This window comes from Rickettsia asembonensis (genome assembly GCF_000828125.2).
Lineage (GTDB): Bacteria > Pseudomonadota > Alphaproteobacteria > Rickettsiales > Rickettsiaceae > Rickettsia > Rickettsia asembonensis.
The window spans coordinates 1-18,419 of record NZ_JWSW01000076.1 but is presented as its reverse complement, the minus strand read 5'-3'; the positions used below and the strand labels follow the sequence as shown (position 1 = coordinate 18,419).

Below are 18,419 nucleotides of genomic sequence, written 5' to 3'. Positions count from 1 at the left end.
ACATTATAAAGCAAAAAAGCCTATATAGTCAAACTATATAGGCTTTTATATTGTTTTTTGTAGACGTTCAATGTTATTCCTGCGTGGTTCGAGAAACATACTCTATGTCATTCCCGCGGAAGCGGGAATCTAGTAATTAAAAACTTTTAAAAAGCTCGATTTATCTCGCTTTACCCTGGATTCCTGCGAAAGCAGGAATGACATAAAACGAGTCCCACAGGATGACATTAGAAGTTTACACGAACTTTTACACTACCTTGCTGAGCAAAATACTTACTTCCGATATTTGTATCATAGTTAATACCGTATTCCATCATTTTGTGCTTAGCAGTAACACCGACGCCGACATAAAAGCTTGTTTTGCTTTGCTTAAAGCTGTTGGTTGGGAAAGGAGCAGTCATACCTTGTAATCTTGCATCAATCACCGGAACTTTATTCTTGAATGCATAATCAACCATTGCGTAAAGCTCAGGTGTTAGCACTACCTCACCTACATTGATGTTACTTGATACTTTAGCACCAAGTAAACCAGCGAAGCTATTATAGTTTTTGCCTTTAACTGTAAGGTTTTGGTTAGTAGTACCGGTTTCTTTATAACCCTTATCTTTGATAGCCGAATATCTAAACCCTGCAAGCGGTGTTAAGTTAATGTTCTCAGGCATCATATAGGTATAACCAGCCATTAACTGACCTATATAGCTTTCAGATTTATACTTACCGCTTGCGGTTTGATAGCCGACAGTCTCTAGTGCCGTTGCAATAACACGTCTTGATTTGCTTTTTATCCTATTATCCGAGTAAGATGCTATAGCTTCAACGAAGAGATTTTCATAAGGTATATTATATAAACCGTATACGGAATAGATGTTACTCTCTACCTTATTCTTATCGCCCGTCTTATTATTTTTCAACTTAATATCGGTATCGGCTCTTGTATATGCAAGCCCGAGTGCTAAATCATCGTTAACTAAACCGTCAAAACCTATAGTGCCACCGGTTGTATCGGACTTATAACCGCTTATATTGTTACGCATCTTCTGCGTTGCATTACCGACAAACGGACTTATCCATGCACCAAACTTAGCATCTCTGTCCTCATCACCGGCAGCTACGGCAGCCGGCTGTATTGCATCCATTCTAGCATTTAGATTAATTAAGCTACTTGAGATATTACTTAGTATAACTTGATTATTAATAGCAGCTATAGTATCGCTAGGCTTTACAACGTCTTGCATGAGGTTTACAGCATCTGCTTCTTGTTGGGGCGTCATCAAACCAAAGTTATCCAATGCTTGACGTGCATCTGAACCGTTTTGTGCTGCTGCCATTAATTTAAGTGATTTCTCTATATTTGCAGCATTTGGAATATTTGCAAGCGGTCCGCCCGGTTCAAAATCTTCATCTATAACATCTTCCGCTATATCTTCAGCAAATAACGTCAAAGTTGATGCATCAAAAGTAAACCTGACAAAACGGTTATCATTGTTAATAGTTATTTTAACATTCTCTTCGGGAGTAGGCTTTAATCCACCTGCCGCTTCTGCAGATATTACCGTATATTTTGTATCCGGACTTATATTATTAATGTCGAAATTAGTAGCAGTAACAACAAGTGCTAAAGTTGGAACCCCTGATAAATCAAGAGTACTACCTGATTTAATTAGGATATTACCGCCTGACTTAGCTGCTCCGTCAAAAGTGGTATTTAAGGTTAGCGTATCGGTAAAGCTACCGGTACCGGTATATGTTACTTGATTTGTACCTAAAGTAAGTGTAGTACCGCTACCTGTTATATTACTATTAAAGGCTAGGCTATTACCGAAATTAATAGTAGCATTGTTAACTGTAAAGCTGGTAGCCGTTACATTTTTAGCAAAATTAGTGATAGAAGCTTTAGCTAAAGTAACTGCACCGGTGTTAGTAAATGTATCGGCAAAACTTGTAGTACCGCCGAGCGTCGCCGCACCTTTTGCATTAACACTGCTTGCAAAGTTTGTTGTGCCTGCCGTTGTGATATCACCAACCGAATTAGCAGCAGTCCCTACAACACCGCTAACACTACCGCCATTCGTGAAGTTTAACTTCAGAGCCTGACCGCCGGTTTTATTTATGCTGCCTGTTAAGTTAAAGTTTGCAGGTAATGTTAAGAGTGCAGTACCGTTACCTTGGATTTCAGTAATACTAGTATTACCGCCTTTGGTTATGCTTACAGCCCCGGCACCTACTTTCAACATAGCAATATTAGTAATAGGTCCATTAATAGTACTTGCACCGGTTGCAATGATTGTACCGTTAACTCCATTGCTGCTTGTAACGCTACCGGTGATATTTTTATTTGCACCAAGTGTTATAACTGCTGCTTGATTATTGAAATCTACATTACCGTTAATATTACCGTTTTGAGTTAAAGCAGTAGCAGCACTGAATGATAAATTAGAGTTGATATCCTTATTATAGGTAATTGTCGGCACTAATAATTCTAAATCGTTAACAAATATCTCAGTATCTATTTGGAATGTTCCGTTTCCTCTAAATTCTAATTCTTTTAATTTATTTACTGCAGTACCATAAGTAGCATTTCCGACACTTGCAATAATTACTTTCCCGCCCGCAGCTCCTGAATCTACAGCAAGCTTACCTTTACTTGGAGCAAGAGGATCAAGCACGGCATTTAGTGTTATCGTACCGTTACCGGCTGCACTATTTTGTAATACTAACTCTGCATCTTCATGAGCAAAATTAATAGTCTGACCGTTGGCTAAAATTCCTACATTACCACCATTTGCATCAATCGTATAAGAACCGGCAGCGGCAGCAATCGCTGCACCTGTAGGCCCTACACCTGCAGCACCGATATTTATTACATTAATTTGGTTAGTAATACCGCCTACATCAACAAAATTTGTAGTACCTAAGATATTAAATGCGAGAACATTCGTAGTATCTATATTATTAAAGGCTACACTACCTAAAACATTTAATGATGCTAATTCACTTCCTGCCGTACCTATTGTTTTAGCTCCACCGTCACCTTGTAAGGTTACAAGTTTTGTTGTACCAGCAAGAAGTAACGTACCGCCACCGGTTGCAAACGCCGGTAAATCATTTTTAAGAGTTATAACTCTATTATCTGTAGTACTATCGTTAAGTAAGAAAAGCTTTGAGTTTGCTCCTTTAAAATTAATCGCTTGAGCGTTTAATATATCAACATCAGCGTTCTTAGCATTTATTGCAAAAGACTTATTATCTTGAATGTCAATTTGTGCAACTGTGCCTATACTAGCATCATTTGCAACCACTGTACCACCGGCATTAATATTAAGTATACCAGTAGCACCATTTGCTATAATTCCGCTTAAGTTATAAGTGTTACCGCCGGGACCGTTAAACTCTAACGTACCACCATTTGCATCAGCACTGAAGTTTACATTTGTAGCTACTAAATTACCGCCGACTTGTATCGTACCTACTGCTCCACCGCCGGCAATATCGTCAAAATTTACGGTTTGTGCATAAATATCACTACCAAACACAAGGTCCGCAGCACCATTATTAACTTTAGCATTAAGAACTTTTAGAGATGCTGCATTTGTACCTATCGCTCCGGTAACCCCTACTCCAGCTGTTGTTAATGTACCGTTACCCCCTGCTGCAGTTACTGCTCCGGTTATACCGTTATTTGCCGTTAACGCACCGTCATCTGCAAAATTAATTGCTCCATTTACTGTTCCTGCTGTTACATTTGCATTTGCATTATTAATTGCTACACCGACTGCAAATATGTTACCTGCATTGCTTGCAACTGCGTTATTAAATGTTAATTGCTTTATTGAGTTACCATTAGCACCGATATTCTGTACATTACCTGCTGTTACAATAACCGTACCGTTAGCACCGTCACCGGTTGCTGTTATAGCCCCGGTAATACCGTTACCTAAAGTTAATGTCCCGTCAGCATTAAATAGTGCTATACCGGTAACTAAACCGGCTGCTTTTAGATTACCGGCATTTGCAAATTCTATTGCTCCTTCTATTTGGTTAGCAGTTACTATAGATGCGTTATTTCCGTTATCTTCTCCTATTGTTATTGTTGTTGCAACTATATTACCAGCCGCTATTCCATTACCGCCATTATTGTTACCGTTATTAAAAGTTACTAATTTTAGCCCTTCATTACCTATAACACCTATATTTCCTACATTATTACCGCCTGTAATAATAAGTGTACCTTGATCATCTACAGTTGTTGTTATATTCCCCGCTATTCCATTTCCTAAAGTTAATGTACCATCAGCATCAAATTCTACTGCACCTGTAACTAAACCGTTTGCCTTTAATTTACCGGCAGCTGCAAAATTAATCGCTCCATTAACTGTACTGTTATTAAATTGTACCAGCACTAAGGAATTGCCATTTGCTTCTACATTCTGTATATTGCCATTCCCAACTACTACAGTACCGTTAATACCATCACCGGCAGCCGTTATGTCTGCTGATATTCCATTTCCTAATGTTAATTTACCGTTATCATTAAATACTGCAGTACCCGTGACTAAACCGCCTGCGTTAAATAATGTTCCACCTGCAGCTAAATTTATAGCTCCATTTACTGCACCTGTTGCAACAACTTCACCACCATTCACAACAATATTTGTTGCTGCAAGCGTAATAGCATTTACGGTTACGCCAGCATCAACAGTTATTGAAGCTAAGCTCTTAGTTGCACCTACCGCAGCAGTAAAAGTGGTATCTGTGCTAACTCTTAATACACCCTGACCGGCAGCTCCACCGTCTATAGTCCCGCCAAGCGTTATCAAGTATTGGGTTCCGGAATTTATAGTTAAACCTGCAGTGGCACCATTTAAGGTAATAGCTCCTAAACCTGCATAAATATCAGCACCAAATCCTACTCCATCTTCACCGATTAGAGTTAATGTAAAGGTATCACTAATGCTAACAGGAAATGCCGTACCACCACCGAGTTCAACAGAACCTAAAGAAATATTTTCATTTACCGTAAATAAACCAGGAGCAAAACCATGTACATCTATTGTCGAAATATTTACTGCTGCATCAGCGTCAACCGTAACAGCATCATTTCCATACTGTAAAACACCACCACCAAACGGTACTGCAGGATTAAGGCCCGCTCCTACGGTAAAGTTTGTATTTGCATCTATCGTTGTTCCTCCCAACGCCCCGCTACTACTCAGCATTAATGCTGCGGTTGAGGTGGTGAATAAAGCGGTCTTAAGACCTTGTTGTATTGCTTTTTGAAATAATTTTGGAGAAATATTCGCCATAATATATAAACCTTAATAAAAATTAAATAACTTAGGAATTGCTACAATTTTAATACAATTTTTTTAATATGTCTATTATAATTAATAATTATATACAATATTTTATAGTATGAATATGTGGTATTTGCATTCTGCAGGGGCGGTAGCTTTGCGGCGTGGACCGGTTTTCCGTCATTGCGAGAAGAATTACATAGTAATTCGACGAAGCAATCCAGTTAAAAATTCTGATTTATAGAATTTTTTTAGTATTTTTTCTGGATTGCCGCAAAGCTTCGCTCCTCGCAATGACGACTTGGTATCCACGCGGGAATGACATAAGAGCATTTACCGGTCCACGCGGAAAGGCCTTGTTGAGTGGACTCAACAATCCGTTCGGTGTCATACCGTGGCTTGACCACGGTATCCAAAAAAACAATAAAAATACTAATAATTTTAGTATTTTTAACTGGATCCCGCTACAAGCTTGCGGGATGACAGGGAGGGAATCGCTCCACGCAGGCAACGCCCGCTCACAATGACTATTTAGTATCCGTATTCTCCTAACACCTTAATAACATCATCATACATATAACCTTCATAAGCACCGGCTTCGAGTAATAATTTTGTAGCTACGGTACAATTATTACTCTTTGCTAAGCCTAGAGGATTTAAGCCCGATTTATCACGATAATTAATATCCGTAGTGTGTTCAATCAAAAACTGGATTAATTCTTCACCGCAATTAGCTTTTATAGCATGATGTAAGCCGCTACGTCCTAATTGGTCTTTATACTGGGCATCAACACCTTTACTATATAAAGTTTCTACTAACTCCAAATCATCAGCATATATTGCTTTTTGGAAAAGCTTTTGTCCTAAAGCTTTATCAAATCCTGCATTATCTTTAATCAAAACTTTTACTAGTTTCGAGAGATTTATATTCTTGTCATAAATTTGAGCTACTTTTTCTAGAAGAGTTTGCTGCCCCGTGTTTTTACCGACTAGCGTATGATTTACTAGATACTCTATTAATTTTGCATCTTCAGAATTAATAGCGAGATCAAAAATCTTATAACCGAGTTCGCTTTTAATATCAAATTTAGCACCTTTGCTAATTAATGCTTTTACTGATGAAATGTTCTTCGATTCTACGGTTAATTCTAACGGGGTTTTATGGTTATCGGTAATAACATTAGGATTATGACCTTTATCAAGGAAAAATTGTACTATTTGTGTATTTCCGCTAGCTGCTGCCCAATGTAGTAGAGACCAACCATATTCATCATATCTTCCAAATTCCGTATTCTCATATAAATATTCTACAATCTCTAAATTTCCGACTTTAATACCTACATGAATAGCCGACCAATTACCTTTGTTAGAAGCAATTTTACCTCCTGCCTGAACTAAGAATTTTACTGTTTCTAAATCTTCTACTTTGATAGCTAAATGTAGAGGAGTTTGCCCCTCAAAATATAAATTATTAATATCTATTCTTTTATCTATTAAAGCTTTTACTAACGTTTGAAGTTTGAAATCTGCTTTTGGACGCCAAGATATTATATCGCTGTTAGAATTAACTTCCAGTGTAGGTGGGGTTTTTGCCGGTTCTATATAATAATTATGAGAAGGTTTAAGATATTTTTTTACAGTATGAATAAGTGGTTTAAAGAAAGTTAGAGTAGTCATTGAATTATTTCCATTATTTAATATATTGCGACGGCAATTATTAAAATATATTAAGAATAATGTCAATGAAAAATATTGGTAATCTGGGTGATGCCTGTGCTTCGATTTCATTCTCGCGGAAGCAGAAATCTACCGTGTCACCCCGTGGCTTGACCACGGGGTCCAGTTAAAAAATACTAGTATTTTTTATTGTTTTTATGGTTCCTGTGGTCAAGCCACGGGATGACAGCTAAAAGTACTGGATTCCCGCCGTTACTGGAATGACATCGAGTAGGTTTTACAGGTCCACGTGGGCAATACCTGCTCGCAATGACGAAAAATCACTCCTACCTCTCGGGCAGTAATATCTCTCTTTTACCTGTATGATTCGGCGGTGAGACTATTCCCTCTTTCTCCATCTTCTCAACCAAATTAGCAGCTTTGTTATAGCCGATTCTAAGCGACCTTTGGATATAGCTAATGGAGGATTTACGTTCGTCACGCACTATCTGCACGACTTTTTTGTAAAGCACTTCATCAGATGTACCGTCACCGATATCAATGCTACTATAGTCTTCCTCAGGTTGTTCGGTAACGGCAGAGATATATTCAGGCGTACCGGTCTCTTTCAAATATTCCGTAATTTTCTCGATTTCGGCTTCATTAACAAACGGTCCGTGTACCCTACTTATCTTTGAAGTGTTACCCATAAATAACATATCACCCATACCGAGTAACTGCTCGGAACCTTGCTCGCCTAAAATCGTTCGGCTATCGATTTTAGAGGTAACTTTAAAGCTAATACGACTTGGAAAGTTGGCTTTAATGACACCGGTAATAACGTCTACAGAAGGCCTTTGAGTTGCCATAATAATATGGATGCCTGCTGCTCTTGCCATCTGAGCAAGCCTTTGAATCAGCATCTCGATATCCTTACCGGCAACTAGCATTAAATCAGCCATCTCATCGACAATAACCACTATGTAAGGTAGCTTTTCCATATTCATCGTAACGGTTTCGTAAATAGGTTTACCTGTTTCAGGGTCAAAACCCGTTTGAATCGAACGCTCAATTACTCTATTCTCTTTAACCGCTTCTAAGATTTTTGCATTATAACCTGCAATATTCTTAACGCCGATATTACTCATCATTCTATAGCGATTTTCCATTTCCTTAACTGCCCATTTAAGAGCAACTACCGCTTTAGAAGGCTCGGTTACCACAGGAGTTAGCAAATGCGGTATTCCGTCATAAGCCGATAATTCAAGCATTTTCGGGTCAATCATGATAAAGCGACATTCTTCAGGAGTATAGCGGTACAAGAGCGAGAATATCATAGCGTTAATACCGACCGATTTACCTGATCCGGTGGTTCCTGCTACTAATAAATGAGGCATTTTAGCAAGATCGGCAATCAGCGGCTTACCTGCTAAATCTTTACCCAAAACTAATGGTAATAAAGTTAATTTGTCTTGGTATTCGGGAGTTTCTATCAGTTCTTTTAAACAAAAGAATTCACGCTGCTTATTAGGAAGCTCAATGCCAAGCACATTTTTCCCCGGTATGACTGCTATCCTTGTCGATAGAGCCGAAAGTGAGCGTGCTATATCGTCGGATAATCCTACTACCCTTGATGTTTTTGTACCTGCTGCCGGCTCAAATTCATATTGAGTTACAACAGGTCCTTGATTGATATTAATTATATGCCCTTTAACTCCAAAATCATTCAGCACGGTTAATAGCTCCTCAGCTTTTTGTTTTAGCTCTGAGGAAGAAGCCCCTTTTACATGATGGTTTTCAGGATCACATAATAACGAAATAGGCGGCAATTCTGCTATTTCACTTTGAGATATTTTAGGAACTGCTGGGGGTTTACTAAAGAATTTTATAGGATTTGCAGGTACGGGTTTTGCTTTCTCAGTGAATTTTACTTTTTCACTTACAGGCTTTTGGTAAGAAGAAGTTATATTTATTTTATCATTATTGCTAGTAGGGAATAATCTTACTGAAGATAATTGTGAAAATATATTATGTAAAAAAGATTGTACCCGATAGATTAAAAATTTACCTAGCTTAATAATAAAATTACTTAAAGAAGTAAATTTAATTTCAAGTAAAACAACTAATATAATAAAGGTAAAAAATATTAATAATAAGTATAGTTGATTTGTAAATCGCTCAAAAAAATTAGAAGCTATTATTCCAACAGCTCCGCCTGCATTTGCAGGTATGAATTCTAGCTTAATCTTAGATAATAATGTGCTACTGCTAATGAGAGCAAACAACATTACAAATATACGGATAAATGAGCCACGATATCTTCCATACCAACAATTTCTACCCCAAACAAAGCAAGCAAGCGGTATAATAAAAGCAGCCAACCCAAAAAATTGATATAAAAAGTCTGATAAATAAGAGCCAGGAATTCCGACTAAATTACTAGGATACTCTGTTGTAACCGAGTTAAAAGACGGATCGTCTATATTATATGACATGAGAACAGTAACAATAGCAAACCCGATTATCCCTAAGATAACAGCTTGTACTTTATTGTTTGAAAGAATTTTATTTATGTAATATAGCATTAGGTAATTTTTAGAAAATTTTAATATAAAATACATTTTTAAAGTAAATTAGACAAGCTAATTTAATATGATCTATAGTGTCAATTTTTGAAATTTACACCTTAGAAAAAAATGTTATACTATAAACGATTTTAAAAAACTTATAATATAATATGACCATAAAAATCCACACGGAAAAAGATTTCATAAAGATGCGGCTAGCTGGAAAATTAGCTGCAGAGACGCTCGATTTTATTACTGATTACGTAAAACCGAACGTCACTACTAATAGTTTAAATGACCTTTGTTATAATTTTATTACTTCTCATAATGCCATTCCTGCACCGTTAAATTATAAAGGCTTTCCGAAATCGATTTGTACTTCTATAAATCATGTGGTTTGTCATGGCATTCCAAACGATAAACCGTTAAAAAACGGTGATATAGTAAATATTGATGTTACAGTAATTTTAGACGGTTGGTACGGTGATACTAGCCGTATGTATTATGTCGGTGACGTAGCAATTAAGCCAAAGCGTCTTATTCAAGTAACTTATGATGCAATGATGAAAGGGATTGAAGTAGTTAGACCCGGCGCTAAACTCGGTGATATTGGGTATGCTATTCAAAGCTATGCCGAGAAACATAATTATTCTGTGGTTAGAGATTATACCGGTCACGGTATCGGAAGAGTTTTTCATGACGAACCGTCAATATTAAATTACGGTCGCAGCGGCACGGGTCTAACGTTAGAAGAAGGGATGTTTTTCACCGTTGAACCTATGATAAATGCCGGTAATTATGATACTATATTAAGTAAATTAGATGGATGGACGGTTACTACACGTGATAAATCATTATCGGCTCAATTTGAGCATACTATAGGCGTGACTAAAGACGGTTTTGAAATATTTACGTTATCACCTAAAAAACTTGATTATCCTCCATACTAAACTATAGGATAAAAATTGATTTTGTTGTATGGTTTGGTTTTTCCGTCATTGCGAGAAAAATTACGAAGTAATTTGACGAAGCAATCCAGTAAAAAATTCTGATTTACAGAATTTTTTTAATTATTTTTCTGGATTGCCACGTCGCTTCGCTCCTCGCAATGACGGTTCGGGTATCCATGAAACAACTCCCCGCCTCCACGGGGATGACATTAACAACATTTTACTTATTTATAATTTGAGTAAACATAAAGAATGTTAGAAAATAATTTGATAGAATTTAGTAATGATGATACGCCTCATTATATAGGTCACCGTAAAAGAGTAAAAGAACGCTTCGTCGCTGCTGGAGCAGAACATTTTCCCGATTACGAATTACTTGAAGTAATGTTATTTTCGGCTATCCCTCGTAAAGACGTAAAACCTCTTGCTAAAAAATTACTTGATCATTTTGATATTACGGATTTAATTAACCTTGATAAGGAAAGGCTACTTAGTATTAAAGGCACCAATGAAAATTTATATATCAATTTTGCTTTAATACGTGAGTTGATAAATAGAGTATTGAAACAAAAAATAATAAATAAAAATATTATTGCTTCTTAGAGTTCTTTGATTGATTATTTAAAAGTTAATATGGGTAATATGTGACTAGAGCAATTTCGTATATTATTTTTGAATAAGAAAAATATTTTAATTGCCGATGAGGTTTTAAGTCAAGGAACTATAGACCAAGCTGCAGTATATCCACGTAAGATAATTAAACGAGCTTTATTTAATGAAGCAAGCAGCCTTATACTTGTGCATAATCATCCAAGCGGCAGCCCTGAACCTTCAAAAGCCGACATTCATATGACAAATAAGATAGTAGAGACATGCCAAACCGTAAATATTATGGTACATGATCATGTCATTATAAGTAATAACAAATATTATAGTTTTAAATCTAATATGTTACTATGAATATAAATAGCTATAGCACATTATTTATTTTTTCTTTTATAGCGACCGCTATATTAACATATATATTAACTAAATATCTTCCTGCAATCGGTTTAGTTGATGTACCTAGTAGTCGTCGCTCTCACGATAAGATAACACCGCGCGGCGGCGGTCTTGCTATTGTAATTGTCGTAATGATTGCTTTGAGCGGGTTTGAATATATAACGAGCAATAACCTTGCTAATTCAATAAAAATATTACCGTTATTATTGGTAATTGCCTTGATTTCCTTTTTAGATGACTTAAAAGCCGTACCTATTCTAATTCGTTTAATATTCCACTTAATTTGTGCAGCTTTTGCTATTTTTCTTTTTTCGCAGGTAAATTCCATTCATATACTAATATATTCTATTTTAGTTATAGCTTTAAGCGGTTTTATTAATATATATAATTTTATGGACGGTATAGACGGTATGAGTTGCATGGAATCTATCCATCTATCTAGCACCATGCTTATATTATGTTTCTTACAATTTCCTGCTATTGATAATCCGTATTTTATAGCTAGCGTAAATGTGATTATTCTTGGTTGTTCTTGTGGTTTTTTAATATTTAATTGGCATCCGGCAAAAATATTTTTAGGAGATGTGGGAAGTATTAGTCTTGGATTCTTAACGGGTCTTTGCTTACTCTTGCTTGCTCTTACAAGTACTAATTTATTTGTAGCTTGTGCTATTGCTAGCTTATATTATATCACTGATGCAGTGCTAACCATATTAATTCGGCTACTCAATAAAGAAAAAATTTGGCAGCCTCATCTAAAACATTTTTTTCAAAAAGCAGTACAGAAAGGTAAGTCTCATAAACAAGTAGTATCGATTATAGCAGTTTGTAATATATTTTTAATGATTATATCGGTTACATCTTTATATTTTCCCGTAATATCTATAATGCTTGCAATAGCCGTCATAACTTTAACAGTGCAGAGTTTATTAAAATGAAGCTAATTAAAGAGGATATCGATAAAATAGTTAGACGTATATTTGCCAAACAACATCCATTGCTGCCTGAAATCATGATTAACTGGAATAAAATAGTCGGATTTAACTTCAGCACTAAAGCATTACCTTTAAAAATCACCACATATACTTACAAAAAACAAAAGATTAATACGCTATTTATACAAGCAGAAGATAATGCTACGGCAGCAGAATTACCTTATTATCAAGATATTATTCTAGAACGTATTAAAATTTATTTAGGCTTTGAGGCAATACATCAAATGAACGTAACGTTTTATAAACAAAAATCTAAAGTATGAGAATTAAGTCATGCTCTCTTCTTGTGGATTTCTTGAATTAAAATATCCGCTGGATATATTTAAATTTTTATGTAATTTTCTAATCATAGATAAAGTAAGAGGTCTTCTTTTATTAAGAATTTCAGATACTTTACTTCTTGAGCCTATGCTCTTTTCTAAATCTTTTCTAGAAAGTCCAAGCTGCTCTATCCTAAAATTAATTGCTTCAATTGGGTCAGGTGCTTCTATTTTATAATGTTTATTCTCGTAATCTTCACTAATATTGATAATATTTCTAACTTTTCCGCTTCTGAAGAATTTTCTTTTGCATATAATAAATTATCTAGTTTTTTTAATGCTTCTTCATATTCTTTTTCTGTTTTTATAATATTTATTTCCATACTCAAATCTCCTTAACATTTATCTTATCATATTCTGCATGCGTTCCCACAAATCTTATGACCATTGCCTGCATGGATTCTCAATCGCGTCATTGCGAGGAAAAACTGCAACTTTTGACGAAGCAATCTCGTGCCAAAGTCCTGAGATTGCCACGCTCCTTTTAGTCGCGGTCTTGTTGCATGGCTCGATTTTCCTCCTGTCATCCCGTGATTTATTCACGGGATCCAGTTAAAAATATCAATATTATTGATATTTTTAGTTATTTTTCTGGATACCGTGGACAAGCCACGGTATGACACCGAGTGCGTTTTTCGAGCCATGCAACAAGACCTTCAGTCGCTTGCAATGACGATTGAGAATCCATACAGGCAGGTACACAAACAAAAAAAGGAGTCTTTAATTAAAGACTCCTTTTTCGTGTTAATCGCTTATAAAAAGATTTGAGATCTAATTACATATCAAATCTTAATCCTGCCATTAAGTTATTACCTTTATAACGGGTTCCACCAAATTTAACCTTATTTCCGGCAACATTCTTAGTATTAGTTTTTGATTTACCGTAATCTGTCCAGCTATAAACGAGTTCTGCTTTCACACCTTGTGCTACTTCAAATGAAGTACCTAAAGATAATTGATAAGCAAAGTTGGTTTTGTTTTTAGTGGTTCCTGAAAAATTAGTACTACTAATAACATTATTATTAGCAACAGTCTTAGTTGAAATATTTACTTTTTCTTTTACTAACGCAGCACCGACACCTGCTCCTGCAAACACTTTAAACATACTTACATCAATAAAATCTACATAACCGTTAAGTAATGCACTTACAATAGTAGGTTTATGTTTTACTGATACTGTAGTAGCAGTGGTGGTAGTGGTAGTGCCACCAGGACCACTTGTAAGCACACCTCCTGGAATCACAACACCATTAATAATAAGTTGTCCACCTGCTGAAATAACTGATGGTACAGTAGTAACAGTAGAGTTAGAGGTTGAAACATTTGTAGACTTTTTCATGTAGTTATTTGTTACTATTCCAATTGTAAAATCAGTTCTTAAATTATCCATGATATAATAACCTGCTCCAATATTACCGGTAAAACCTGTATTGGATTTTAACTTAACACTGCTATTTGAAGGCTTTGCTTTATCAAAAATCACGCCACCAGCATTAAGTTTTAAATACCATTGATTTTCCATAGATGATGACATCGATAAATTAGTAGATGAATCTACGGAAGAATTCATATCGCAATCAGCGAATGAAAGACTGGAAGTTAAAAGTGCTGTGCTTGCAGCTGCTATTAAAAGTAATTTTTTCATATTGTTAAATTTTTCCTTTAAATTTTATAGTTGTTAGTAAAAACGATATTAGATAATAATTTTTACCTAAATTCGATAAAAAATAGTTTTAAGTAACATTTCTGAGTTGTTATCCTCTAATTGCACGGGTTGACCTCATCGTCATTGCAAGAAGAAACTGTAAGTTTCGACGAAGCAATCCAGTAAAAAATTCTGATTTACAGAATTTTTTTATTATTTTTTCTAGATTGCCACGCAACCTGCGGCTGCTCGCAATGACGACTTACCTAAAACTATTAATATATTCTTGTTAATTATATATCAAATCTTATACCGGCTGTTAAGTTGTGGCTTTGATAACGCATGCCACCGGTTGGTACACTTGTTCCTTGGTAAATTACATTCTTACTTTTTGTTCTACCGTCATCTATCCAGCTATAAGCTAGTTCTGCTTTAACACCGTCGGCGATTTGTACAGAAGTACCTAAAGTTAGCTTGTAAGAGATATTAGTTCTGTTTTTAGTGTTAGATGAAAGACCTGTTATACCATTATATGTAATTTTCTCTTTAACTAATGCAGGACCAACACCAACGCCGGCAAAAACATCAAACATATCAAAATTAGTTAAATCTACATAACCGTTAATAAGTAAACGTGTAATAGTAGGTTTATGGCTTGCTGAAACGTTAGTACCGGTAAAAGGTGCGTTAGTTGCAGCTCCGGATTTCTTTAACTTTCCACCTATTATAGTACCTAATGTTAAATCGGCTCTAAAATTTTCGGAAATATAATAACCGATACCTAAATCAACCGGAACAGTCGTATTAGATTTTAATTTAACACCGGTTGCCTTATCTTTTTCTTTATTAAACATTGCTGCACCGGCATCTATTCTTAAATACCATTCATTATCCATGCCCTCAGCAAATGATACGCTAGAAGATAAAATTGTTGCACTTGTAGCAGCTATTAAAAGTAACTTTTTCATGGTTAGCACCTCAAATTAAATAATTAAACATTATCTTTAATGGCATATATAACATATTATATTTTTTAGTTCTATATTTAATCGGTAATTAGATTCATATAATAAAGCTTTTATAAAGTTTTGTGACAAAATAAACACATGTATTTAATTCATATTATTTATATATTTATTAAACTTATTTTTCTCATCTTTAAATTTATCGGCATCAGGCAAGGCAGTTTTTTTTTTGGTAATATTTTTCCATCCTTTATTTTCTATAAAATCTTTTGCACGTTCTACCCATTCTATTAACTCCGGTGATTCGGGCTTGATAGCATCTATAGGACAATCAGGAACACATACACCGCAATCTATACATTCATCAGGATTGATAACTAGCATAAATTCACCCTCGTAGAAACAATCTACAGGGCATACGTCAACGCAATCGGTATATTTACATTTTACGCATTCATCAGTTATAACATAGGTCATTTTGTTATCTGTTTTTGATTTTGTCGATTAATATAGAAGTTCCTAAAAGTAATACTAATAGAAAATATAATATAAAACTGATAAACATGATAATTAAAGGCTTTAGCATTGAAGAGTGAATAGTTGGACTCCCTAGTCTTAAAACACTAGCAGGCTGATGCAGACTATACCAAATATTTACCGAGAATTTTACTATCGGTATGTTAATCAGCCCGATAAGAGCAATAATAGAAGCAGGATTTTGTGCCTTTCTTATATTATCCGCACTATTTACTATGATAATATAGCTTAGATATAATAAAAATAATATGAGCATAGAGGTAAGTCTTGCATCCCAAACCCACCATGTTCCCCATATAGGTTTTCCCCATAAAGAACCTGTTACTAAGCTAATCAAAGTAAAGGTAGCCCCAACGTAACTAGAAGCTACGGCTAGCAAATAGCTAATAGTAGTTTTCCATACTAAATAACTAAAGCTGCATGCTGCCATGAAAACATAAATACCAAGGGCCATCCAAGAAGCAGGAACATGAACATACATAATGCGTACAAACTCACCTTGTTGATAATCTACCGGCGAAACTATTAGAGCTAAATAAAGACCTATAATCATCATGACAAAAGTAGATATAGCTAATATAGGTATTATAACCTTTAATAATTTATTAAAATAATAGGGGGTTAATAGTTTTAGCATATTTTCTTACTTCTTTATATCATTCTTGCGAGATGCTTGCGTGCGTGGATACCTAAATCGTCATTGCGAGAAGGCATTGTTGCGTGGACCAACTTCACCTCTGTCATCCCGTGTCTTGACCACGGGATCCAGTTAAAATACTAAAATTATTAGTATTTTTATTGTTTTTATGGACCCCGCGGTCAAGCCACGGGGTGACACAGCGGGTTTTATCGGTCCACGCAACAATGTCTTGCGAGAAGAATTATATAGTAATTCGACGAAGCAATCTCAGGAGTTTGTTATTATTTCATGAGATTGCCACGCAGCCTACAGCTGCTCGCAATGACGACTCCGGTATCAACAGTTCTACCATGATTATCGTATCCTCTTAAAAAACTCTTTCATTAATAGCCCCGAATCTTCGGCAAGAATTCCGCTATATATTTCCGGTCTATGAAAACAAGCACTACTGTTAAAATATCGTAAATTACTTTCAACTGCTCCGTGCTTGGAATCAGAAGCCCCATAAAATAAATGTTTTAACCTGCTATGAGCTATAGCTGCCGCACACATAGCACAAGGTTCTAAAGTAACGTAAATATCATAATCATTTAAATTTTTAGAAGATATAAGATTACATGCTTCATTAATAGCAATAATTTCAGCATGACAAAGAGCGTTATTTTTTTCTTCGGTATTATTACGACTACTAACAATGATTTTTTGATTTAACCTATCTACAATCACCGCTCCGACCGGAACTTCATTTTTATCAAAAGCAATCCGTGCTTGTTTTAAAGCTTGCTCCATGAAAAAATTATTAAAATCCGTTTTTTTATCTAACAATATATTCACGGTAATTTATGTGTTCTTCGATTCCAAAAGGATCTTGGTGGATAATTATTTCAGCCTCCGGAAATTCCTGCAATATTTCAAAAACAATCTCATCGCTAATTTTATGAGCATTATAAAGCGACATATTGCCATCCATTTCCAAATGACACTGAATAAAAGCTTTTTGAGCGGCATATCTAGTTTTCATTTCGTGCATACCTTTTATGCCTAAATGGTTATTAACTATCGAGATAATTTTTTGTCTATCTTGTTCAGGTAATTCATGATCAACTAAATTTTTAAATGCCTTTCTAAATAAAGAATAAGAAGAGTGAAATATATATGACGAAATAACTACACCAAATAATGGGTCAACAAACCAAAAATAATCACTTAAATTTATAGAGATAATTACTATAACATTAGTTAGTAAGTCTGTGAAATAATGAAGCTTATCGGCTTTTACTATCTCCGATCCTGTTTTTTTAATTACATAAGTTTGATAAAGTACTAAAATAATTGTTAAGAATATACATACATACATTACTGTAGTACCGTCACTGATATTCTCCGGTTTTGTTTTTTCAAATAAAGATTTAACCGAAGAAAAGCCTACAAAAAAAGCTGAAGCAAAGAAAAATATCGATTGAGAAAAAATTGTTAAATCCTGCATTTTTTCATGCCCAAATCGATGATGATGATCGGGCGGTTGCAGGGCAAATCTTAAAGCTATTAAATTAATAAAGGAAGAAGTTATATCAAGCATTGAATCAATTAAAGAAGCAAGAATTGATTGCGAATCGGTAACAACCCAAGCGTATAATTTTATACTTAAAATAATTAATGCCGTAGTAACCGATAAATAAGATGCCGATTTTATTAACCGATTACGGCTATTAGTATCCATAACAAATCTTTCCAATTTATTTTTTGTAGTTTAACAAAGAAAATATAAAATTCAATTATAATTAGGTTCCTTGAACAAAATTAAAAATAATATTTTAAAATACAAATAATGGAAGTGTTGAGAGATAA

Annotated in this window: 17 protein-coding genes and 2 pseudogenes; 7 read left to right on the top strand and 12 right to left on the bottom strand. The window is 35.1% G+C overall.

The window, feature by feature from the left end; genetic code table 11:
• Window positions 1-227: 227 nt before the first annotated feature.
• A complete protein-coding gene (locus SB78_RS06425) occupies window positions 228-5,303 on the bottom strand; it encodes an autotransporter outer membrane beta-barrel domain-containing protein (protein ID WP_041079521.1) in 5,076 nt (1,691 codons plus the stop codon).
• A gap of 284 nt (window positions 5,304-5,587) precedes the next feature.
• Between SB78_RS06425 and SB78_RS11245 the strand changes: the two are divergent.
• A pseudogene (locus SB78_RS11245) lies at window positions 5,588-5,818 on the top strand (hypothetical protein); the annotation flags it as partial.
• A gap of 7 nt (window positions 5,819-5,825) precedes the next feature.
• Here SB78_RS11245 and SB78_RS08540 read toward each other — a convergent pair.
• The gene (locus SB78_RS08540) at window positions 5,826-6,971 is read right to left on the bottom strand and encodes an ankyrin repeat domain-containing protein (RefSeq protein ID WP_081421002.1); all 1,146 of its coding nucleotides are present in this window, start codon (window positions 6,969-6,971) and stop codon (window positions 5,826-5,828) included.
• A gap of 326 nt (window positions 6,972-7,297) precedes the next feature.
• Complete coding sequence (locus tag SB78_RS06410) at window positions 7,298-9,535, bottom strand: DNA translocase FtsK (protein ID WP_041079530.1); 2,238 nt, start codon at window positions 9,533-9,535, stop codon at window positions 7,298-7,300.
• A gap of 152 nt (window positions 9,536-9,687) precedes the next feature.
• Between SB78_RS06410 and map the strand changes: the two genes are divergently transcribed.
• The 5 genes and pseudogenes from map (at window position 9,688) to SB78_RS06385 (ending at window position 12,727) form a co-directional block, all read left to right on the top strand.
• Window positions 9,688-10,467, top strand: a complete 780-nt coding sequence (map, locus tag SB78_RS06405; RefSeq protein WP_041079519.1) for a type I methionyl aminopeptidase — start codon at window positions 9,688-9,690, stop codon at window positions 10,465-10,467.
• A gap of 252 nt (window positions 10,468-10,719) precedes the next feature.
• Window positions 10,720-11,070 carry a UPF0758 domain-containing protein gene (locus SB78_RS08895; RefSeq protein ID WP_052458510.1) on the top strand — a complete coding sequence of 117 codons (351 nt, stop codon included), beginning with the start codon at window positions 10,720-10,722 and terminating at the stop codon, window positions 11,068-11,070.
• A gap of 6 nt (window positions 11,071-11,076) precedes the next feature.
• Window positions 11,077-11,437, top strand: a pseudogene (locus SB78_RS08890) (JAB domain-containing protein).
• Complete coding sequence (locus tag SB78_RS06390; RefSeq protein ID WP_041079518.1) at window positions 11,424-12,407, top strand: MraY family glycosyltransferase; 984 nt, start codon at window positions 11,424-11,426, stop codon at window positions 12,405-12,407. The pseudogene SB78_RS08890 and the gene SB78_RS06390 overlap by 14 nt, the downstream one beginning before the upstream one ends.
• Complete coding sequence (locus tag SB78_RS06385) at window positions 12,404-12,727, top strand: DUF721 domain-containing protein (RefSeq protein ID WP_041079517.1); 324 nt, start codon at window positions 12,404-12,406, stop codon at window positions 12,725-12,727. The genes SB78_RS06390 and SB78_RS06385 overlap by 4 nt, the downstream gene beginning before the upstream one ends.
• Window positions 12,728-12,730: 3 nt before the next feature.
• Here the strand turns inward: SB78_RS06385 and SB78_RS10300 are convergent, their stop codons facing one another.
• Together SB78_RS10300 and SB78_RS10295 are read right to left on the bottom strand one after the other, a co-directional pair.
• Window positions 12,731-12,874 carry a hypothetical protein gene (locus SB78_RS10300; protein WP_241773814.1) on the bottom strand — a complete coding sequence of 48 codons (144 nt, stop codon included), beginning with the start codon at window positions 12,872-12,874 and terminating at the stop codon, window positions 12,731-12,733.
• Window positions 12,875-12,951: 77 nt separating this feature from the next.
• A complete protein-coding gene (locus SB78_RS10295; RefSeq protein WP_199402830.1) occupies window positions 12,952-13,107 on the bottom strand; it encodes a hypothetical protein in 156 nt (51 codons plus the stop codon).
• A gap of 92 nt (window positions 13,108-13,199) precedes the next feature.
• Here SB78_RS10295 and SB78_RS10290 point away from each other — a divergent pair, with 92 nt between their 5' ends.
• Window positions 13,200-13,340, top strand: coding sequence for a hypothetical protein (locus SB78_RS10290; protein WP_206743497.1), 141 nt, complete (start codon window positions 13,200-13,202; stop codon window positions 13,338-13,340).
• Here the strand turns inward: SB78_RS10290 and SB78_RS12030 are convergent.
• The 7 genes from SB78_RS12030 to SB78_RS06350 all read right to left on the bottom strand — a co-directional run bounded on the left by SB78_RS12030 (window position 13,324) and on the right by SB78_RS06350 (window position 18,291).
• Window positions 13,324-13,428: a proline/betaine transporter gene (locus tag SB78_RS12030; RefSeq protein ID WP_410524523.1), complete on the bottom strand. Its 105-nt coding sequence runs from the start codon at window positions 13,426-13,428 to the stop codon at window positions 13,324-13,326. The two genes, SB78_RS10290 and SB78_RS12030, sit on opposite strands and share 17 nt — an antisense overlap.
• Window positions 13,429-13,559: 131 nt before the next feature.
• Window positions 13,560-14,429 (bottom strand): outer membrane protein, encoded by an 870-nt coding sequence (locus SB78_RS06375; RefSeq protein WP_041079516.1) that lies wholly within the window; start codon window positions 14,427-14,429, stop codon window positions 13,560-13,562.
• 293 nt (window positions 14,430-14,722) lie between these two features.
• Window positions 14,723-15,397: an outer membrane beta-barrel protein gene (locus SB78_RS06370; RefSeq protein WP_041079515.1), complete on the bottom strand. Its 675-nt coding sequence runs from the start codon at window positions 15,395-15,397 to the stop codon at window positions 14,723-14,725.
• A gap of 144 nt (window positions 15,398-15,541) precedes the next feature.
• Complete coding sequence (fdxA, locus tag SB78_RS06365) at window positions 15,542-15,871, bottom strand: ferredoxin FdxA (protein ID WP_041079514.1); 330 nt, start codon at window positions 15,869-15,871, stop codon at window positions 15,542-15,544.
• 4 nt (window positions 15,872-15,875) lie between these two features.
• Complete coding sequence (locus tag SB78_RS06360) at window positions 15,876-16,568, bottom strand: heme ABC transporter permease (RefSeq protein WP_041079513.1); 693 nt, start codon at window positions 16,566-16,568, stop codon at window positions 15,876-15,878.
• A 357-nt stretch (window positions 16,569-16,925) separates the two neighbouring features.
• A complete protein-coding gene (locus SB78_RS06355; protein ID WP_041079512.1) occupies window positions 16,926-17,405 on the bottom strand; it encodes a nucleoside deaminase in 480 nt (159 codons plus the stop codon).
• Entirely contained in the window at window positions 17,386-18,291 is a 906-nt protein-coding gene (locus SB78_RS06350) for a cation diffusion facilitator family transporter (protein ID WP_041079511.1), read from the bottom strand. Before SB78_RS06350 ends, SB78_RS06355 begins: the two co-directional genes overlap by 20 nt.
• Window positions 18,292-18,419 lie beyond the last annotated feature (128 nt).